The organism is Xylophilus sp. Leaf220 (assembly GCF_001421705.1).
Classification (GTDB): Bacteria; Pseudomonadota; Gammaproteobacteria; order Burkholderiales; family Burkholderiaceae_C; genus Xylophilus.
This window is the reverse complement of the sequence record NZ_LMKO01000026.1, coordinates 190,807-211,133: the sequence shown is the minus strand read 5'-3', so window position 1 is coordinate 211,133 and position 20,327 is coordinate 190,807. Positions and strand designations below refer to the sequence as shown.

The 20,327-nt window shown below is 71.0% G+C and carries 16 protein-coding genes and 1 tRNA gene; 12 read left to right on the top strand and 5 right to left on the bottom strand.

The genetic code is table 11. From position 1 onward, the window contains the following. Positions 1 to 3 precede the first annotated feature (3 nt). Both ASE76_RS18185 and ASE76_RS18180 read right to left on the bottom strand, forming a co-directional pair. On the bottom strand, positions 4 to 1,167 hold the full coding sequence (locus ASE76_RS18185; RefSeq protein WP_055842879.1) for a lipocalin-like domain-containing protein: 1,164 nt from the start codon (positions 1,165 to 1,167) through the stop codon (positions 4 to 6). Further along, complete coding sequence (locus ASE76_RS18180; protein WP_055842876.1) at positions 1,167 to 3,785, bottom strand: FtsX-like permease family protein; 2,619 nt, start codon at positions 3,783 to 3,785, stop codon at positions 1,167 to 1,169. The genes ASE76_RS18185 and ASE76_RS18180 overlap by 1 nt, the downstream gene beginning before the upstream one ends. Before the next feature lie 203 nt (positions 3,786 to 3,988). On the opposite strand from ASE76_RS18180, the gene phaR reads away from it, so the two are divergent. Next, entirely contained in the window at positions 3,989 to 4,531 is a 543-nt protein-coding gene (gene phaR / locus ASE76_RS18175; protein ID WP_055842873.1) for a polyhydroxyalkanoate synthesis repressor PhaR, read from the top strand. Between the two features lie 49 nt (positions 4,532 to 4,580). Next, entirely contained in the window at positions 4,581 to 5,987 is a 1,407-nt protein-coding gene (rimO, locus tag ASE76_RS18170) for a 30S ribosomal protein S12 methylthiotransferase RimO (protein ID WP_055842870.1), read from the top strand. A 179-nt stretch (positions 5,988 to 6,166) separates the two neighbouring features. Here the strand turns inward: rimO and ASE76_RS18165 are convergent. Then, a tRNA-Leu gene (locus tag ASE76_RS18165) sits at positions 6,167 to 6,251 on the bottom strand. Between the two features lie 33 nt (positions 6,252 to 6,284). On the opposite strand from ASE76_RS18165, the gene rnr reads away from it, so the two are divergent. Beyond that, entirely contained in the window at positions 6,285 to 8,558 is a 2,274-nt protein-coding gene (gene rnr / locus ASE76_RS18160; protein ID WP_055842867.1) for a ribonuclease R, read from the top strand. 201 nt (positions 8,559 to 8,759) lie between these two features. Further along, positions 8,760 to 9,530: an SDR family oxidoreductase gene (locus ASE76_RS18155; RefSeq protein WP_055842863.1), complete on the top strand. Its 771-nt coding sequence runs from the start codon at positions 8,760 to 8,762 to the stop codon at positions 9,528 to 9,530. 158 nt (positions 9,531 to 9,688) lie between these two features. On the opposite strand, the gene ASE76_RS18150 is transcribed toward ASE76_RS18155, so the two are convergent. Together ASE76_RS18150 and ASE76_RS18145 are read right to left on the bottom strand one after the other, a co-directional pair. Then, a complete protein-coding gene (locus ASE76_RS18150; RefSeq protein WP_055842861.1) occupies positions 9,689 to 11,254 on the bottom strand; it encodes an NAD(P)H-hydrate dehydratase in 1,566 nt (521 codons plus the stop codon). Positions 11,255 to 11,280: 26 nt separating this feature from the next. After that, entirely contained in the window at positions 11,281 to 12,486 is a 1,206-nt protein-coding gene (locus ASE76_RS18145; RefSeq protein WP_055842859.1) for an FAD-dependent oxidoreductase, read from the bottom strand. Between the two features lie 265 nt (positions 12,487 to 12,751). Here ASE76_RS18145 and rpsB point away from each other — a divergent pair, with 265 nt between their 5' ends. From rpsB to rseP, 8 genes are all read left to right on the top strand, one after another. Next, the gene (gene rpsB / locus ASE76_RS18140) at positions 12,752 to 13,516 is read left to right on the top strand and encodes a 30S ribosomal protein S2 (RefSeq protein WP_055842856.1); all 765 of its coding nucleotides are present in this window, start codon (positions 12,752 to 12,754) and stop codon (positions 13,514 to 13,516) included. Between the two features lie 101 nt (positions 13,517 to 13,617). Next, positions 13,618 to 14,547: a translation elongation factor Ts gene (tsf, locus tag ASE76_RS18135; protein WP_055842853.1), complete on the top strand. Its 930-nt coding sequence runs from the start codon at positions 13,618 to 13,620 to the stop codon at positions 14,545 to 14,547. 95 nt (positions 14,548 to 14,642) lie between these two features. Next, entirely contained in the window at positions 14,643 to 15,365 is a 723-nt protein-coding gene (gene pyrH, locus ASE76_RS18130; protein WP_055842849.1) for a UMP kinase, read from the top strand. A 45-nt stretch (positions 15,366 to 15,410) separates the two neighbouring features. After that, entirely contained in the window at positions 15,411 to 15,971 is a 561-nt protein-coding gene (frr, locus tag ASE76_RS18125) for a ribosome recycling factor (RefSeq protein WP_055842846.1), read from the top strand. A gap of 52 nt (positions 15,972 to 16,023) precedes the next feature. Next, a complete protein-coding gene (uppS, locus tag ASE76_RS18120; protein ID WP_255357292.1) occupies positions 16,024 to 16,812 on the top strand; it encodes a polyprenyl diphosphate synthase in 789 nt (262 codons plus the stop codon). A gap of 40 nt (positions 16,813 to 16,852) precedes the next feature. Further along, on the top strand, positions 16,853 to 17,707 hold the full coding sequence (locus tag ASE76_RS18115) for a phosphatidate cytidylyltransferase (protein ID WP_055842843.1): 855 nt from the start codon (positions 16,853 to 16,855) through the stop codon (positions 17,705 to 17,707). A gap of 8 nt (positions 17,708 to 17,715) precedes the next feature. Further along, complete coding sequence (gene ispC / locus ASE76_RS18110) at positions 17,716 to 18,891, top strand: 1-deoxy-D-xylulose-5-phosphate reductoisomerase (protein WP_055843093.1); 1,176 nt, start codon at positions 17,716 to 17,718, stop codon at positions 18,889 to 18,891. A gap of 18 nt (positions 18,892 to 18,909) precedes the next feature. Further along, positions 18,910 to 20,277 carry an RIP metalloprotease RseP gene (rseP, locus tag ASE76_RS18105; RefSeq protein ID WP_055842840.1) on the top strand — a complete coding sequence of 456 codons (1,368 nt, stop codon included), beginning with the start codon at positions 18,910 to 18,912 and terminating at the stop codon, positions 20,275 to 20,277. The last annotated feature ends 50 nt before the right edge of the window (positions 20,278 to 20,327 follow it).

The following is a 20,327-nucleotide window of genomic DNA, read 5'->3' as shown; positions in this document are numbered from 1 at the left end:
CGGCTAGAGCCGCAGCGGCGCCACGTACCCGGTCATCTCCAGGTAGCCGCGGCCGCGCGGGGTGCCGGCGGCATCGCGCAGTTCCGACAGCCCTTCCCAGTACACCGCGCCGGTCGATCCGCGGCTGTCGAGTTCCTGCTCGTCCATCAGCGTGTGCAGGGTGAAGGCGCCGGCCGGCGTCGCGATGTCCCAGACCATCGGGTAGCGCGCGCCGGTCTGCGGGCTGCGCCAGGTGCGGCCGGCGACGAAGCGCACCGCGTCGTTCGCGAAGCGCTGCACCGTGCCGCCCGCCACCCGGAACGATCCGCCTGCCCAGAGCGCGCTGCCGTCGGCGCGGCGCAACCGGAACGCGGTCAGGGCGCTGCCGTCGAAGAGGTTGATGCCCAGCCAGTCCCAGCCGACCACGTCGGGGTGCATCGGCGACTCGCTCCACTCGTGGTCGAGCCAGGCCGCACCGCTGCGGGCGGTGGGCGCCTCCAGCGCGAAGCGCTCCCGCCCCAGCTGCACGCTGCCGGTGACGGCCAGCTGCGGCACGGTGTAGTAGTAGCTCACCTGCGCCACCTCGGGTCCCTTGCGCGAGACGGCCGAATCGCCCTGCAGGACCGAATCGCCCTGCAGCAGCAGCGGCTGCGTCTCGCGCAGGTCCAGGTCCAGCGCGAAATCGGCGTTACGGACCCGGGCCAGGTAGCGGGCCCCGCCGGCGGCGCCGGGCTCCCGCACCAGGGACCAGTCGCCGATCCGCACCGCGGTGTCGGCGGCGCTCGCGTCGGCGGTGTCGGCGCTGCCGGGCGCGTCCATCGGCCGGCCCGACCAGCGGGCGATGCGCTGGTCGTGCCAGAGCCGGCGGCCCTGCAGGTCGCTCAGCGCACCGTGGGCGAAGAGCAGCTGCCGCGCCGCGAAGCGCGAGCCCAGGCCCGCGGTCTCGGCCAGCCGGCGGCGGAAGAAGGTGACCTGGAAGCCGAAATCGCGACCCGCGCTGCGGGCATGGCCGGTGACGTACCACCACTCGGTCTGGAAGTCGTCGTGGCTGCCCAGGTCGCGCGGCAGGGCCAGGCCGCCGGGCGCCTGGGCCCGCGCCGGTCCGGGCAGGGTGGCCGCGCCGGCCAGCGCCAGCCAGGCGCGGCGCGACAGGCCCGCGCCGCTCCAGCGGTCGAATGCATCGTCCATCACCAGTCCTCCTTCACCGCCATCACCGCGTCCCGGCCCGCCGCGGCCGCGCCCGCCAGCCGCGCGGTGACGGTGCCCGCCGCCAGTACCGCGCCGGCCAGCGCCAGCAGGCGCAGCCAGGGCACCTGCAGGTCCATTGTCCAGTGGAAGCTCTGCGGGTTGACCACGTGCACCAGCACCACCGACACCGCCAGCCCCAGCGCGGTGCCGGCCACCGCGCCCACCGCCGTCCAGGCCGCACCCTCGCCGGCCACCACCGCCAGCACCTGCCGCCGGGTCAGGCCCAGGTGGGCGAGCAGCCCGAACTCCTTGCGCCGGGCGAACACCTGGGCGCCGAAGCTGGCCGCCACGCCGAACAGGCCGATGCCGATCGCCACCGCCTGCAGCCAGTAGGTGACCGCGAAGCTGCGGTCGAAGATGCGCAGCGAGGCGGCCCGGATCGTGCCGGCCGCGTTGAACTCCAGCGCCGTGCCCTCGCCGCCGCCTGCGGGTGCCTGCAGCCCCCCGTCGCCGGCCAGGGTGCGGATGCGCGCCTGCAGCGCCGCCTCGTCGGTGCCGGGCGCCAGCCACAGCGCCAGGTCGTTGGCCCGACGGTCGCCGGTCAGGCGCTCGTAGTCGGCGGTGTCGATCGCGACCGCACCGAACTGCCGCACATAGTCGCGCCAGACGCCTGCTATGAAAAACATAGCTGGAGGCCGGCTTTCCGCGCCGGCTGCAGCATCGTTCGGTTGTGAAAACGCCTTTTCCAGCGGCGCGAAGCCGCCGCCGGGCCGCGCGCCGTACAGGTCGACCATCGCCTCGCTCACATAGATGCCGATGCGGCCGGCCGGCACCGGCAGCGCCGCGTCGCGCAGCGGCAGGGAGCCGGTGACCCCGCCATCGGCCGCGCGCAACGGCCGGGCGATCAGCGCGACCGGCGGCCGGGCCGGCTCCAGCAGCAGCCGGCGGATGCGCTGCGGCTCCAGCCGGGCCACGCCGGGCAATGCGGCCACCGCCTGCACGAACTCCGGCGGCAGGGTGGCGGCGTCGGCCGAGCCGCCGTTGCCGGGGCTGCGCAGGTACAGGTCGGCCGGCAGCACCGCATCGAGCCACTGGGTGACCGATCCGCGGAAGCTGGCGACCATCACCGTGAGCGCCACCGCCAGCGCCAGCGAGGCGACCACGCCGCTGACGGCCACCGCCGCGCCGCCGCGCATCCGCCGGGCGCGCTCCAGCGCCAGCAGCGGCAGCAAGCGGCGCGCGGCCAGCGGCTGCAGCCGGTCGAGCAGCAGCCCGATCAGCCAGGGCAGGGCGGTGATGCCGCCCACCAGCAGCAGCCCGACCGAAACGTACGCCGCCAGCGGAATCCCCGCGACCGGCGGCGCGAAGGCCAGCGCCACGCCCAGGCCCGCGATCGCCAGCGGCACCACGGCGGGCGGGCCGCCGGAAGCCTGCAGGCCCAGGCCCTTGAGCGTCTGCGCCGGCGGCAGCCGCTCGGCCGCCCGCGCCGGCCACCAGCCGCCGGCCAGCGCCGCCGCCACGCCCAGGCCGCCGTAGGCCGCGGCGGCCCAGCCGCTGAAATGCAGCTGCGGCGCCACGCCCGCGAAGTAGCCGCCGCCCAGGTCGCCGCCCAGCAGCCGCAGGGCCGCCGTCGCCAGGCCAGTGCCCAGTGCCAGGCCCGCCACGCTGCCGGCCAGGCCCAGTGCCAGCGATTCGGCCAGCACCAGCCCGCGCCGGCCGCGCGGCGTCATGCCCAGCACGCCCAGCAGCGCAAACTGCGGCGCCCGCTTGGCCACGCCCAGCGCCAGCACCGAGAAGACCAGGAATGCGCCGGTGAACAGGGCGATCAGCGCCAGCACCGTCAGGTTGACCCGGTAGGCGCGCGACAGGTTGCCGATGCGCGCCTCGGCGTCGCCGGGCGCTTCGGCCTGCAGGCCGGCGGGCCAGCCGGGTGTCGCGGCCAGCGCGGCGGCGAAGGCATCGCGCTGCGTGCCGGGCGCCAGCCGCAGTTCGATTCGCGAGATGCGCCCAGGCTGCGCGAACAGCGCCTGCGCCGCGGCGATGTCCATCACCGCCACCGGGCCGCCCTGTGCCGCCACCGTGCCGGCCAGGCGCACCGGCCGCATCTGCAGGCCGCTTTGCAGCATCACCACGGTGCCGGCCGGTGCGGCGGCGAGCCCCAGCGCCTGCAGTGCGGCGGGGTTGAGAAACACCGTGTCGGGCAGGAAGAGCGCCAGCCGGTCGGCCCCGGCCATCGGCGACGGGGCCAGCGCCGGCGCCGTCCGCAGAGCGGCCAGCGCATCCACCCCCAGCACCCGGATAGCGACCCGGGGCGACGCGCCGTGCTGGCCGAAGGTGCCCGTCTCCAGCACCGGGTTGGCGACCGTCACCTCCGGCCGGCGCGCCACGGTGCCGAAGACGCGGTCGTCGAACGTCTCCTGCGCCGCGCGCAGTTCCAGGTCGGGCCGGCCGTCGACCGCGCGCACCGCCTGCGAGAACTCGTCGAGGGCCGAGGCATTGATCAGGTGCACCGCGAAGGCGAGGGCCACGCCCAGCATCACCGCGGCCAGCGCCGCCAGGTGGCGCAGCGGCTGGTGGCGCAGTTCCTGCCACGAAAAGCTGGTGAGAAGGGCGAGCATGGGAGAGGGCGTACCTGGGAAGCGCGGCGGGGATCGGTATTGTGGAGGGCGGTGGCGGAAGGCCCCGGCGCAGGTCCGGTCCGGTGCCCCGTGCATCAGGGTTAATCTAGGGAAAGGCCGGCACCGGCCGTCTCTAGAATGGGCTGCACGCAAGGGAGGACCGAGCGTGGAACCCGGGCCCGAGCCCCAGCAGGAGTCACGCAGTGCAGAGCAAGAAAATCGCAGGACCGAAGCCCGAAGGCGGTGCGGCGCGGGTGATCAAGAAGTACCCGAACCGCCGGCTGTACGACACCGAGACCTCCAGCTACATCACGCTGACCGAGGTGCGGCGGCTGGTGCTGGAGAGCGCGGCGTTCTCGGTGCGCGACGCCAAGACCGGCGAGGACCTGACCCGCAGCATCCTGCTGCAGATCATCCTGGAGGAGGAGGCCGGCGGCGCGCCGATGTTCAGCGAGGCGGTGCTCTCCAACATCATCCGCTTCTACGGCCACGCGATGCAGGGCTTCATGGGCGTCTACCTCGAGAAGAACGTGCAGGCATTCACCGACATCCAGGCCAAGCTGGCCGAGCAGTCGAAGGGCCTGACGCCCGCGATGTGGACCCAGTTCCTCAACACCCAGTCGCCGCTGACCCAGGGCATGATGAGCAACTACGCCGAGCAGTCGAAGAACACCTTCCTGCAGATGCAGGAACAGATGCAGAAGCAGACGGAGCAGATGTTCGACGCGCTGGGCCTCAAGCGTTGAATTTGCCCCGCCGCAGGGGCCGCCGGCCCGGAACGCCGACAATACGGGGATGAGCGAAGTCCTCTCCCCACCCCCCCCGATCCATACCGGCGCGCCCCGCGTCGGCTTCGTCAGCCTGGGTTGCCCCAAGGCATTGACCGATTCCGAGCTGATCCTCACCCAGCTGAGTGCCGAGGGTTACCAGACCTCCAAGACCTTCGAGGGCGCCGACCTGGTGATCGTCAACACCTGCGGCTTCATCGACGATGCGGTGCGCGAAAGCCTCGACACCATCGGCGAGGCATTGGCGGCCAACGGCAAGGTGATCGTCACCGGCTGCCTGGGTGCCCGCGCCGGCGACGGCGGCGGCAACATGGTGCGCGAGATGCACCCGAGCGTGCTGGCCGTCACCGGCCCGCATGCCACGCAGGAGGTGATGGACGCGGTGCACCTGAACCTGCCGAAGCCGCACGACCCGTTCATCGACCTGGTGCCCGACAGCTTCGGCGTGGCGGGCATCAAGCTCACCCCCAAGCACTACGCCTACCTGAAGATCAGCGAGGGCTGCAACCACCGCTGCACCTTCTGCATCATTCCTTCGATGCGCGGCGACCTGGTGTCGCGGCCGATCGGCGACGTGCTGAAGGAGGCCCGCGCGCTGTTCGAGGGCGGGGTGAAGGAACTGCTGGTGATCAGCCAGGACACCTCGGCCTACGGCGTCGACGTGAAGTACCGCACCGGCTTCTTCGACGGCCGCCCGGTCAAGACCCGGATGCTGGAACTGGTGCAGGCCCTGGGCGAGATGGCCGAGCCCTACGGCGCCTGGGTCCGCCTGCACTACGTGTACCCGTACCCGAGCGTCGACGAGGTGGTGCCGCTGATGGCCCAGGGCCTGGCCTTGCCCTATCTCGACGTGCCGTTCCAGCACAGCCACCCCGCCGTGCTGCGCCGCATGAAGCGGCCCGCCAGCGGCGAGCGCAACCTGGAGCGGATCGAGCGCTGGCGCGCCGCCTGCCCCGAGATCGTGGTGCGCAGCACCTTCATCGCCGGCTTCCCCGGCGAGACCGAGGCCGAGTTCCAGCACCTGCTCGATTTTGTGCGCGAGGCGCAGATCGACCGTGCCGGCTGCTTCGCCTACAGCGCGGTGACCGGCGCCACGGCCAACGACATCCCCGGCATGCTGCCGATCGAAGAGCGCGAAGAGCGCCGCGCCCGCTTCATGGCGGTGGCCGAGGAGGTGTCGGCCGCCAAGCTGCAGAAGCGGGTCGGCGCCACGATGCAGGTGCTGGTCGATTCGGCACCCGCGCTGGGTCGCAAGGGCGGGGTGGGCCGCAGCTACGCGGACGCGCCGGAGATCGACGGCACCGTGCGGCTCCTGCCGCCGGAGAAGATCAGCAAGACGCTGAAGGTGGGCGAGTTCACCCGGGCCCGCATCGTCGGCACCGACGGGCACGACCTGGTGGCCCAGCCCCTATGACGGGACCCACCCGGCGCATGGCGATTCCGCACCCCGCGGCGTGCCATGCGCCGGTGCCCGCCGCGGCGGGCACCGGCGGCGATCTGCTAGGCAGCACGAAGCTTTCGGGCAAGAAAAAAGCCGCTGAAGAAACTTCAGCGGCTTTTCAAAAACTGCAGCCGTTTGGCTACTATCAAACTTGGTGCCCAGGAGAGGACTCGAACCTCCACGATGTTACTCGCTAGTACCTGAAACTAGTGCGTCTACCAATTCCGCCACCTGGGCATTTCAGGAAAAACACGATTATACACAGAAAAAATGAGCGAACAAAAAAACTTGTTGGAAGAATTTATCGCGACCGTCCAGGGACACCGTGACGGCCATGGTTTCCTGCTGCGGGACGACGGCCAATCGGACGTGTTCCTGCCCTCGAACGAGATGCGGGCGGTGCTGCACAAGGACCGGGTCAAGGCCCGCATCGTGCGGCACGACCGCAAGGGCCGCCCCGAGGGCCGGGTGCTGGAGATCGTCGAGCGGCCGCCGCAGCCGCTGATCGGCCGGCTGCTGCAGGAGAGCGGCGTCTGGCTGGTGGCGCCAGAGGACAAGCGCTACGGACAGGACATCCTGATCCCCAAGGGCGCGACCGGCGTCGCCAAGCCGGGCCAGGTGGTGGTGGTGGAGCTGACCGAGCTGCCGGCGCTGTACGGCCAGCCGGTCGGCCGCGTGGTCGAGGTGCTGGGCGAGGTGGACGATCCGGGCATGGAGATCGAGATCGCGGTGCGCAAGTACGGCGTGCCGCACGAGTTCTCGGACGAATGCCTGGCGCTGGCCAAGGGCCTGCCCGACAAGGTGCGTCCGCAGGACCACCGCAACCGGGTCGACCTGCGCGACGTGCCCCTGGTCACCATCGACGGCGAGGACGCGCGCGACTTCGACGACGCTGTGTACTGCGAGCCGGCCAAGATCGGCCGTGCCAACGGCTGGCGCCTGCTGGTGGCGATCGCCGACGTGAGCCACTACGTGCACACCGGCAACGCCATCGACATCGACGCCTACGACCGCGCCACCAGCGTCTACTTCCCGCGCCGGGTGATCCCGATGCTGCCGGAGAAGCTGTCGAACGGCCTGTGTTCGCTCAACCCCGAGGTCGAGCGGCTCTGCATGGTCTGCGACATGCTGGTGACAGCCAAGGGCGAAGTGCACGCCTACCAGTTCTATCCGGCGGTGATGTTCAGCCATGCGCGCTTCACCTATGCCGAGGTGGCGGCGATCCTCTCGAACACCCGCGGTCCCGAGGCGGCCAAGCGCAAGGACCGGGTGACCGACCTGCTCAACCTGTCGGACGTCTACCGGGCCTTGCTGGGCGCCCGCGGCGTGCGCGGCGCGGTCGATTTCGAGACCACCGAGACGCAGATCGTCTGCGACGAGAACGGCCGCATCGAGAAGATCGTGCCGCGTACCCGCAACGAGGCCCACCGCCTGATCGAGGAGGCGATGCTCGCCGCCAACGTCTGCAGCGCCGACTTCATCCTGCAGGGCAACCAGCCCGGCCTCTACCGGGTGCACGAAGGCCCGACGCCCGAGAAGAAGGAGATCCTGCGCAACTACCTGAAGGCGATGGGCGTCGGCATCACCATCGGCGACGATCCGGTGCCGGGCGAATTCCAGGCGGTGGCCCAGGCCACGAAGGACCGTCCCGACGCGCAGCAGATCCACACGATGCTGCTGCGCTCGATGCAGCAGGCGATCTACACCCCGTTCAACAGCGGCCACTTCGGCCTGGCGTACGAGGCCTACACCCACTTCACCAGCCCGATCCGCCGCTACCCCGACCTGCTGGTGCACCGGGTGATCAAGGCGATCCTGGGCAAGACCACCTACCAGCTGCCCGGCCTGCCGACGCCCGGCGAGGCGCATGCCAAGCTGGCCAAGCGCCTGGCGCAGCGGGTGAAGGCGCCCGAGCAGAAGCCGATGAAGGTAGTCGCCAGTCCCGAGGCGATGCAGGCCTGGCAGGCCGCAGGCCTGCACTGCAGCGCCAACGAGCGCCGCGCCGACGAGGCCAGCCGCGACGTCGAGGCCTGGCTCAAGTGCAAGTACATGCGCGAGCACCTCGGTGAGGAGTACGGCGGCGTCGTCACCGCCTGCACCAGCTTCGGCATCTTTGTCACGCTCGATGCGATGTACGTCGAGGGCCTGGTCCACATCACCGAACTGGGCGGCGAGTACTTCCGCTTCGACGAGGCGCGCCAGGAACTGCGCGGCGAGCGCACCGGCATCCGCTACGCCGTCGGCTCCCGCCTGCGGGTGCAGGTGAGCCGGGTCGACCTCGACGGCCGCAAGATCGATTTCCGCCTGGTGCGGGAAGGCGAAGACCTGGTGTCCCGCGCGATGCGCGACAAGGGCGGCCGCGACACGGATGCCGCGGCCGGTGGCGCATCCGACAGCCGTGCCTCCCGTCCGCGCAAGAACCGCGGCGCGCGGGCCGAGGAGTCGACCCCATCGGCGCAGCCAGCGCGCTCGCCGATCCAGGCGCTGAAGGCCTCTGTCAAGGGCGCGCTGGGCAAGAACAAGGCGCGCAAGCCGCGTCGCTGAGCGCGTCGCGGCCGTGCGGAGCCGGGGTCCGGCCGGGTCCGGCCGAGGCCGGGCCACGTTCCTCGCCGCACCGTGCCCGGAGCCTGCCAGGCCGCCGGCGTGCGTGCGGCAGGCGATTCCATCCCACAGAAGATGTCGCCGCACGCCCTGCAGCCTGCGGCGCCGCCCATTCGATCCACGAAACCTACCAGGAGACACACCATGACAGCTTCCGCCACCCACCGTACCGAACGCGGTGTCGCCATCGTCACCGGCGCGGGCACCGGCATCGGCCGGGCCGCGGCGCTCGCCCTGCTGGACGACGGCTGGCGCGTCGTGCTGGCCAGCCGCCGGCCTGAGCCGCTGGCCGAGGTGGCGGCGCTGGCGCCCGACGCCGCACGGGTGCTGGCGGTGCCGACCGACGTGAGCGACGAGGCGGCGGTCGCCGCGCTGTTCCGGGCGGCGGTGCAGCGCTTCGGCCGGGTCGACCTGCTGTTCAACAACGCCGGCATCAGCGCGACCAGCCCGATCGAGGACCTGAGCCTGGCGCGCTGGCAGGAGGTGGTCGACGTCAACCTGACCGGCATGTTCCTGTGCCTGCGCGAAGCCTTCCGCACGATGAAGGACCAGAGCCCGCGCGGCGGCCGCATCATCAACAACGGATCGATCTCGGCCACCACGCCGCGGCCCCATTCCGTCGCCTACACCGCGACCAAGCACGGCGTGTCGGGCCTGACCAAGACGGCCGCGCTCGATGGCCGGGTGCACGACATCGCGGTGGGCCAGATCGATGTCGGCAACGCGCTCACCGGCCTGGCCGAGCGCATGGCCCGCGGCGTGCTGCAGGCCAACGGCACCACCGCCGCCGAACCGCTGATCGACGTGGCGATCGTCGGCGAATCGGTGCGCTACATGGCCAACCTGCCGCTGGAGGCGAACGTGATGTTCCACACGGTGATGGCGACCAAGATGCCTTTCGCGGGACGCGGCTGATCCTCCGGGGGGCGACGGGCGGGCGGGCTGCGGAAGGTCTCCAGGCGCCGGGAGCGTCGCGCGCTCGAGTCGGTCCGCAGCAAACCGGTCTTGCCGGCGTCGCGATGGCCTCTGGTGCCGGTCAGCGATCGACGGCCTTTCTTCCGTCGGGCAGCCTGCTAGCCGTGCCGGCGGGCCAGTGCTCCGGCCGTCAGCGGCAAGTCCATCGGCCAGCCATCGGCCAGCGCGCCGTGGGTGTATGCCGCGTCGGCCGCCGCGTCGAACGCCTCCAGCCCGGCGGCCAGGCGGGCGCCCACCATGCCGGCCAGCACATCGCCGGTGCCGGCGGTGGCCAGGCGGCCGTTGCCGGTCGGGTTGATCCGTGGCAGCCGCCCCGGCGCCGCGACGATGCTGCCCGAGCCCTTGACCACGACAGCGCAGCCGAAGCGCTCCGCCAAGCGGCGCGCCGCGGCCAGCCGATCGCCCTGCACCGCCTGCGTGTCGGTGCCCAGCAGGCGCGCGGCCTCCAGCGGATGCGGCGTCAGCACGGTCGCGTGGCCGGCCGCCGCGCGCCGTGCCAGGCGCTGCTGCAGGCCGGCGTCGGCGGCGACCAGGTTCAGGGCGTCGGCATCCAGCACGAGCCGCGCGGCTCGGTCCAGCACCCGGGGCAGGTGGCTGCGCAGCGCCTCGCCACCGCCGCAGCCGCAGACGAGGGCGCCGTCGTCCAGGTCCAGCGCGTCGGGCGTGCGCAGCATGAGTTCGGGCTGCGACACGTCGAGGCCGAAGCCGGCATTGCCGTCGAGCAGCGCCAGCAGCACCCGGCCCGCGCCGGCATGCAGCGCCGCGGTGGCCGCCAGCACCGCCGCGCCCGCCATGCCCCGGCCCCGGTGGCCGATGCCTTCGCCGCCCAGCACCGCCACGTCGCCGAAGCTGCCCTTGTGCGACGCGTGGCTGCGGCGCGGTGCGGCGGCCGGGCCGGAGAGCCAGGCGGTGGCCGGCGCGGCCGCATCGTCGGTCACGCCCAGGGTGTCGAGCCACACGCTGCCGGCGCGGTCGCGGCCTTCGGCGGTGAAGAGTCCGGGCTTGAGGGTCAGCAGGCTCAGGGTGGAATCTGCATGAAACAGGGCTGCAGCCGGCGATCCGCGCCGGCTGTCAGCTATTGTTTTAGTAGCATAGGCGCCGGTGTCGGCCCCCAGGCCCGAAGGCAGGTCGATGGCCAGCACCGGTGCGCCGGCCTGCGCCATGGCGTCCAGGGCCGCGTCGAGCCAGTCGGGGGGCAGGGCATCGCCACGGCCGGGGGTGCCGGGGTCTGTCTGCGGGGCCGGCCGCGGCGCGCCGCCGATGCCCAGCAGCGCATCGATGCAGAGGTCCTGCTGCGACAGCGTGCCGGGCGCAGGCGGCGCAACGAAGTCGACGCTCGCGGCCCGGGCGCGCTCCAGCGCCGCACGGGCGTCGGCCGGCAGCCGTGCCGGATCGGCCCAGTGCGTCACGCACACCGGCCGCCCGGCGCGGCGCAGTTGCACCGCCGCCTCCAGCCCGTCGCCGCCGTTGTTGCCCGGGCCGCAGGCGATCCAGATGCGGCGCGCATGCGGCGCTAGGGCCTGGGCCAGCCGCGCCACCGCGGCGCCGGCCCGCTGCATCAGCGCATCCGGCGGCGCACCGGCCAGCGCCGCCGCCTCGATGCGCCGCGTGGCCGCCGTGTCGTGGAGCGGATGGGCCCGGTCGGCGAGGATGCGCTGGAGCATGGTGGTTCTCGGCGTCCTGGTCGATCTCAGTCGAACCGGGCGATGGAGTAGGGCGCGAGCGGCAGGGCGGTGGGCTGTCCGCCGATCGCGTCGGCCAGCAGCCGGGCCGATCCGCTGGCGAAGGTCCAGCCGTGTCCGCCGCTGGCCAGGTGCAGCCAGACGCCCGGCGAGCCCGAGGGGCCGAGCAGCGGCCGCTCGTCCGGCAGTACCAGCCGCTCGCCGTGCCACTCCTGCACGCCGGTCGAGAGGCGGGCGGCGCCCGGGAACCAGCGGTGCAGCATCTGGTAGAGCGACTGCATCGCGGTCTGGCGGCGGGATTCGTTCATCGTGCCGATGTGGGTGGCGCCGGCCACCCGGATCCGGTCGCCCAGGCGCACGATGCTGGCGCCGGTGGCGGCATCGACCACCGCGCTGTAGGGCGCGTGCAGCGGCTCGCGGATCGCGGCGCTGAGCGAATAGCCGTGCAGCGTGTCGAAGGGCAGCCGGCGCGGGCCCAGGCCCTGCAGCAGCGCCGGGGCACCCATGCCGGCGCAGAGCACGACGGCGTCGAAGGCGCGGGGCCGGGCCTCGCCCTCGAGCACCACCGTGGCCGGCGTGCCGCCCGCCACCCGGGCCACCGGCGTGTTGAAGGCGAAGACGACGCCGTGGCGCTCCGCCTCGGCCCGCAGCAGCAACGCGAACTGGCGGCAGTTGCCCACCTCGTCGCCGGGCAGGTGGATGGCGGCGCTGAGCGCGGTGTCGGCGTTCAGGCCGGGCTCCAGGGTGCGGAAGGCCTCGGGCGGTGCTTCGTTGGCGGTGCGGCCGGCTTCGCGCAGCCGGTCCCAGGCGGGGGCCAGGCGGCGGCGGTCTTTTTCGGTGCGCACCAGCACCAGTACCCCGTCGGCCTTCTGGTAGTGCAGTTCCAGGGCGGCGGCCACGATGCGCAGGCGTTCCTGGCTGAAGGCGGCCAGCGCCAGGCGCTCGGCGTCGCCTTCGCCGTCGGCGCGGGCCGCGCGCTGCTGGCGGTGCCAGGCCCAGCCCGAGGGGACCAGGCCGCTCTCGCGCAGGGGAATCGCCTCGCTGCCCAGGCGGGCCCAGGCGCAGCCGGGTGCCACCATGCCGGCATGGCCGAAACTCGCTTCCTCGGCGGCGGCGGCGCGGCGCTCGAAGACGGTCACCGCATGGCCGTCCGAGGCCAGCTCGCAGGCGGTGGCGATGCCGGAAAAGCCGGCGCCGACGATCGCGATGTTCATGGAATCGGGCCCGGTCCGGTGAACGGGAAGGGCTTGCGGTGTCTCGGCATCGTGCTATGGAATTCGGAGTGGCCCGGGCAGCCGGGCGCGCGGGCGATGTGGCGATCGGGGATAACCCGGCATGCTATACTCTTTGGGTTTCGCCGGACGGGCCCGCAGGGCTTTTTCTGGCGAGGCAAATCGCAAACCAGTCCACCTCAAGGTGTCGCGGCGCCCCGCCGCGAATGAGGACTGGATTTCAGACCCAACCTTCGGAGTTATCACTATGTCCGCAACCATGCGCGAAATGCTGGAAGCCGGTGTCCATTTCGGCCACCAGACCCGCTTCTGGAACCCCAAGATGGCACCGTACATCTTCGGCCATCGCAACAAGATCCACATCATCAACCTGGAAAAGTCGCTCCCGCTTTTCCAGGACGCCGCAAAGTTCGCCAAGCAGCTGGCCGCCAACCGCGGCACCATCCTGTTCGTCGGCACCAAGCGCCAGGCCCGTGAGATCGTCTCGTCGGAAGCCCAGCGCGCAGGCGTGCCTTTCGTCGACCAGCGCTGGCTCGGCGGCATGCTGACCAACTTCAAGACGGTCAAGACCTCGATCAAGCGCCTGAAGGACCTGAAGGCCCAGCAGGAAACCGGCCTGGAAGGCCTGTCCAAGAAGGAGCAGCTGACGTTCTCCCGCGAGATCGCCAAGCTCGAGAAGGACATCGGCGGCATCCAGGACATGGCGGCCCTGCCGGACGCGATCTTCGTGATCGACGTCGGCTACCACAAGATCGCCATCGCCGAAGCCAAGAAGCTGGGCATTCCGCTGATCGGCGTGGTCGACACCAACCACTCGCCTGAAGGCATCGACTACGTCATTCCCGGCAACGACGACTCGGCCAAGGCCGTCGAGCTCTACGCCCGCGGCATGGCCGACGCCATCCTCGAAGGCCGCGCCAGCGCCGGCAACGAAGTCGTCAAGGCCGCGACCGGCGAAGCCGCCAGCAGCGACGAATTCGTCGAAGTGCAGGAAGCAGGCGCTGCCGCCTGAGGCAGCCCGTCTGCGCTGCCAGGCAAGGGGCTTCTGGCCCCTTTTTTGCAGCCGGCTTTCCTGAGATGAACTGAACGAACCGAACGATACGGAGAAATAAGATGGCTGCTATCACTGCAAGCATGGTGGGCGAACTGCGCGCCAAGACCGACGCCCCGATGATGGAGTGCAAGAAGGCCCTGACCGAGGCCGACGGCAACATGGAAAAGGCCGAAGAGCTGCTGCGCATCAAGCTCGGCAACAAGGCCGGCAAGGCATCGGGCCGCATCACCGCCGAAGGCGTCGTGACCGCGTTCGTCGACGGCGCCAACGGCGGCATGATCGAGATCAACTGCGAAACCGACTTCGTCACCAAGAACGACAGCTTCCTAGCGCTGGCCAACGCGGCCGCGATGCTGGTCGCCAAGCACAACCCTGCCGACATCGCCGCCCTGGGCGCGCTGCCGTACGAGCAGGACGGTTTCGGCCCGACGCTCGAAGACGTGCGCAAGGGCCTGATCGGCAAGATCGGCGAGAACATGAGCTTCCGCCGCTTCAAGCACTTCACCGGCAACGGCCAGATCGCCTCCTACCTGCACGGCACCCGCATCGGCGTGATCGTCGAGTTCGAAGGCGACGACACCGCCGCCAAGGACGTGGCGATGCACATCGCCGCGATGAAGCCCGTCTCGATCTCCTCGGCCGACGTGCCTGCGGACCTGATCGAGAAAGAGCGCGCAGTCGCCGCCGGCAAGGCCGAGGAAGACCGCAAGACCGCCGAAGCCGAAGGCAAGAAGCCGCAGCCGGCCGACATCGTCGCCAAGCGCATCGAAGGCGGCGTGCAGAAGTACCTGAAGGAAGTGTCGCTGCACAACCAGGTCTTCGTGAAGGCGTCCGACGGCAAGCAGACGGTCGAGCAGATGCTCAAGGCCTCCAACACCGGCATCAAGGGCTTCACCCTGTACGTGGTCGGCGAAGGCATCGAGAAGAAGGTCGACGACTTCGCAGCCGAAGTGGCCGCCCAGGTCGCGGCCGCCAAGAGCGCCGCCTGATCCTGCGAAGGGCCGGTGCGCGCCACCGGCCCCCGCGCTTCCAGGGCGCTCCATTCCATAACAACACCGCAGCCCATCATCCCAAGGAGTTCCCCATGTCCAACCCCCAGCCAGCCCACAAGCGCATCCTGCTGAAGCTGTCCGGTGAGGCGCTGATGGGGGACGACGCCTTCGGCATCAACCGCGCCACCATCGTCCGCATGGTCGGCGAGATCGCCGAGGTGACCCGCCTCGGGGTGCAGGTGGCTGTGGTCATCGGCGGCGGCAACATCTTCCGCGGCGTCGCGGGCGGCTCGGTCGGCATGGACCGCGCCACCGCCGACTACATGGGCATGCTGGCGACCGTGATGAACGCGCTGGCCCTGGCCGACGCGATGGACAAGCAGGGCCTGGTCGCCCGCGTCATGTCGGCCATCGCCATCGAGCAGGTGGTAGAGCCCTACGTGCGGCCCAAGGCGTTGCAGTACCTCGAAGAAGGCAAGGTGGTGGTCTTCGCGGCCGGCACCGGCAACCCCTTCTTCACCACCGACACCGCCGCCGCGCTGCGTGGCGCCGAGATCGGAGCCGAACTGGTCCTCAAGGCCACCAAGGTCGACGGCGTCTACAGCGCCGACCCGAAGAAGGACCCGACGGCCACCCGCTACGCTCGCATCAGTTTCGACGATGCGATGGCGCAGAACCTGGGCATCATGGACGCCACCGCCTTCGCGCTGTGCCGCGACCAGAAGCTGCCGCTGAAGGTCTTCTCCATCTTCAAGCACGGCGCGTTGAAGCGCGTGGTGATGGGCGAGGACGAAGGCACGCTAGTGCATGTCTGAGCGCGCGCCGCGCCCATCCCGACCGAGCATCCCTGGAGGACCCCTATGAGCATCGCAGACATCAAGACGAACACCGACGCCAAGATGGACCAGTCCATCGGCGCGTTCAAGAACAACCTCACCAAGATCCGCACCGGCCGTGCCAACCCGGCCATCCTCGACTCGGTGCAGGTCGACTACTACGGCTCGCCGGTGCCGATCAGCCAGGTGGCCAACGTGTCGCTGATCGACTCGCGCACCATCAGCGTCCAGCCCTGGGAAAAGGGCATGGGCGCCAAGATCGAGAAGGCCATCCGCGAAAGCGACCTGGGCCTGAACCCCGCGTCGATGGGCGACCTGATCCGGGTGCCGATGCCGCCGATGAGCGAAGAGCGCCGCAAGGAAATGACCAAGCTGGTCCGCAACGAGGGCGAGAGCGCCAAGATCGCGGTGCGCAACCTGCGCCGCGATGCGAACGAAGCCGTCAAGAAGCTGGTCAAGGACAAGCTGGCCTCCGAGGACGACCAGAAGCGTGCCGAAGCCGACGTGCAGAAGGTCACCGACCGCCACATCGTCGAGATCGACAAGCTGGTCGCGGCCAAGGAACAGGAAATCATGGCCGTCTGACGGCCCCACCCGTGCGCCTTCTTCTCGCTGGTACCTCCCCGTCAGGATCGGTGTGGCCGTAAAGCCCGCTCCGCCCGTGGTGCCGCACCACATCGCCATCGTGATGGACGGCAACGGCCGCTGGGCGTCGCGCCGCTTCCTGCCCCGCATCGCGGGCCATCGCCAGGGCGTCGAGTCGCTGCGCCGCTGCGTGCGGCTGTGCGCCGAACGCGGCGTCGGCGTGCTGACCGTTTTCGCGTTCTCGTCCGAGAACTGGAACCGGCCGGCCGACGAGGTGTCGGGCCTGATGGAGCTGCTGGCCAAGGCGCTGGGCCGCGAGGTGCCGCAGCTGCATGCCGACGGCGTGCGCCTGTACTTCGTCGGCGAGCGCGCCGGCCTCTCTGACAAGGTGCGCGACGGCCTGGTGGCGGCCGAACTGGCGACCGCCGGCAACCAGAGGCTGGTGCTCAACGTCTGCTTCAACTACGGCGGCCGCTGGGACATCGCCCAGGCCGCGCAGGCGCTCGCGGCCCGGGGCGAGCCCGCCACCGAACTCAACCTGCACCGTGCGATGGCGCTGTCGCACGTCCCCGATCCCGACCTGGTGATCCGCACCGGCGGCGAGCAGCGAATCAGCAATTTCCTGCTCTGGCAGGCCGCATACTCCGAGTTGTATTTCAGCGACCGCCTGTGGCCCGATTTCGACGCGGGCGCGCTCGACGCGGCGATTGGGGCCTTCGCCTGCCGCGAGCGCCGCTTCGGGCAGACCTCGGCCCAGGTCGCCGCGCAATCCGCGCCCGCCGCTGCCCAGCAGCAGGCGGCCGTGTCCGCTTCGCCATCCGGCAACGCCAACGCCGCCTAGCGCCTCCACCGGCGCTGCGCAGGCTCTCAGGGGACTTTCCATGCTGAAGCAACGCATCATCACCGCGGTCGTCCTGCTGGCCATCCTGCTGCCGGCGCTGTTCTATCCGTCTCCCTTGCCGTTCTGCGCGGTCGCGCTGGTGGCCATGACGGCGGCGGCGTGGGAATGGGGCCGGCTCAACGGCTACTCCGGCAAGGGCGCGCTGTTCATCGCCTTCGACTGCCTGGCGCTGTGCCTGCTGAGCTGGCGCCTGGGCTGGCTCGAGCGGCCGATGCCGCTCGCCTGGCTGGCTGCCGGTGCTTTCTGGGTGCTGGCCAGCGCCGCGTTGCTGCGCAGCGGCGTGGCCGGCTGGCCGCGGGTGCCGCGCACCGTGCGGGTGGTCGGCGGCGTGCTGGCGCTGTGGCTCGCCTGGCTGGCGGTGGGGCAGGCGCGGGTGATCGGCATCAACTTCCTGCTGTCGATCCTGGTGCTTGTCTGGGTGGCCGATATCGGCGCCTACTTCGCCGGCCGTGCGTTCGGCCTGCGCTTCACCCGCTCCAAGCTGGCCCCGTCGATCAGCCCGGGCAAGAGCTGGGAGGGCGTCTGGGGCGGCATGCTGGGGGTGCTGGTGCTGGCGGTCGTGTGGGTCATGGCCGACCGGGCCTGGCAGCCGCAGGTATTGAGCTTCTACAGCCGGCTGGCGATGCAGGGCTGGTGGCTACTGGTGGTGGGCGCGGTGTTCATGGCCACGATGAGCGTGGTGGGCGACCTCGTCGAATCGCTGGTCAAGCGCAGCGCCGGCGCCAAGGACAGCAGCCACCTGCTGCCCGGCCACGGCGGCGTGCTCGACCGGGTCGATGCGCTGCTGCCCACGCTGCCGCTGGCGATGATGCTCTCGACCGTGGGCGCGATGTGAGCGACCGGATGCATACGATCACCGTCCTGGGCTCCACAGGTTCCATCGGCCTCAGCACGCTGGACGTGCTGGCGCGGCACCCCGGGCGGTTCCAGGTCTTCGCGCTCGCCGCGGCGACGCAGGTCGATGCGATGCTGCAGCAGTGCCTGCGCCTGCGGCCCCGCTACGCCGTCATGGCCCAGCCGGAGGCCGCCGCCCGCCTGCGTCAGGAATGCAAGGCGAATGGGCTCGCAGTCGAGGTGCTGCAAGGACATGATGCTATGGAAATGGTAGCATCCCACCCCGATGTAGACATGGTGATGGCCGCCATCGTCGGCGCCGCGGGGCTGGCGCCGTGCCTGGCCGCCGCGCGGGCCGGCAAGCGGCTGCTGCTGGCGAACAAGGAGGCCCTGGTCGTCGGCGGCGACTGGTTCATGGACGCGGTGCGCGAGGGCGGCGCCCAGCTGCTGCCGATCGACAGCGAGCATTCCGCCATCTTCCAGTCCTTGCCCGACGACCCGACCACCTGGGAGCGCCGGGTCGACCGGCTGGTGCTGACCGCTTCGGGCGGGCCGTTCCGCACCCGCGATCCGGCCACGCTCGCAGCGGTCACGCCGGACGAGGCCTGCGCCCATCCCAACTGGTCGATGGGCCGCAAGATCTCGGTCGACTCGGCCACGATGATGAACAAGGGCCTGGAGGTGATCGAGGCCCGCTACCTCTTCGGCCTGCCGCCCGACCGGATCGAGGTGGTGATCCATCCGCAGAGCATCGTCCATTCCCTGGTGCAGTACCACGACGGCTCCCTGGTGGCGCAGCTGGGCGTGCCCGACATGCGGGTGCCGATCGCCTACGGCCTCTCCTGGCCCGAACGGATGGAGAGCGGCGCACCCCGGCTCGACTTCTCTTCGCTGGCGGCGATGACCTTCGAGCGGCCCGATCCCCAGCGTTTCCCCGGCCTGCAGCTCGCCTGGGACGCGCTGCGCGCCCCGCCCGGCACCACCGCCGTGCTGAACGCGGCCAACGAAGTGGCGGTGCAGGCGTTCCTCGACGGGCGCATCCGCTTCGACCAGATCCACGCGGTCAACCTCGCCACCCTGGAGCGCTGCGTGCCGCAGGCGCCCACCTGCCTCGACGACCTGATGGCGATCGACGCGCAGGCGCGCTCCAGTGCGTCGGCCGCCGTCGCCGGCCTGATGCACTGATTTTTCGGAGATTCGGACATGCTGACCGTCGTCGCTTTCATCGTGGCCCTGGCGCTGCTCATCGCCGTGCACGAGTACGGCCACTACCGGGTGGCGGTAGCCTGCGGGGTGAAGGTGCTGCGCTTCTCGGTCGGCTTCGGCAAACCGATCCTGCGCTGGCAACGTCCCGGTTCGCCCACCGAATTCGTGGTCGGCATGCTGCCGCTGGGCGGCTACGTGAAGATGCTCGACGAGCGCGAGGCGCCGGTCGCACCCGAGGAGCGTCACCTGGCCTTCAACAACCGCCCGCTGGCCCAGCGCGCCGCGGTGGTAGCCGCCGGCCCCGCGGCCAACCTGCTCCTGGCGATCCTGCTGTATGCGGGCGTCAACTGGATGGGCGTGCAGGAGCCGCAGCCGGTGCTGGCCGCGCCGGTGGCCGGATCCACCGCCCAGGCCGCCGGCCTGGAGGGCGGCGAGCGGGTGACCGAGGCGGCCTTCGAAGGCGAAGCGCTGCAGCCCGTGCAGTCGTTCGAGGACCTGCGGTGGCTGCTGACCCGCGGCGCGCTCGACGGCCAGAACGTGCGCATCGCCTACCAGCCTGCCGGCGCCGGAACCGGCCCGACGCGCCAGGCCACGCTGCAGCTCGACCGCATCGGCGCCCGCGAGGCCGACATGCAGCTGTTCCGCAAGATCGGCATCGTCGGTCCGTGGACGCCGCCGGTGCTGGGCGAGGTCCAGGCCGACGGCGCGGCCGCCAAAGCCGGACTGCGCCAGGGCGACACGGTGCTGCGCATCGGCGATACCGCGATCGGCGACGGCCCGCAGCTGCGCGAGGCGATCCGCGCGTCGGTGCAGGGCAGCGAGGCGCGCACCCAGGTCTGGCAGGTCGAGCGCGGCAGCGAGCAGCTGTCGCTGCCGGTGACGCCCGTCGTCGTGACCGAGCAGGACACGAGCTTCGGCCGGGTGAACGCCTACGTGGGCGGCCCGCCCGAGATGATGACGGTGCGCTACGGCCCGATCGAAGGCCTGCGCAACGGCGCGGTCAAGACCTGGGAAGTCTCGGTGCTGACCCTGCGCATGATGGGGCGCATGCTGATCGGCCAGGCGTCGATCAAGAACCTGAGCGGCCCGCTGACCATCGCCGACTACGCCGGCAAGTCGGCGAGCCTGGGCCTCACGCAGTACCTGACCTTCCTGGCGCTGATCAGCGTGAGCCTGGGCATCCTCAACCTGCTGCCGCTGCCGGTACTCGACGGCGGCCACCTGATGTACTTCCTGTGGGAAGCCGTCACCGGCCGCACCGTGTCCGAGGTGTGGCTCGATCGCCTGCAGCGTGGCGGCGTCGCCGCGCTCCTTCTCATGACGTCGATTGCCCTGTTCAACGACGTCTCCCGCATTTTCGGCTGACGCCGTCCGTCATAATGCGGCGGTCCCCGGGCCTGGCGCCGGGCCGGTGT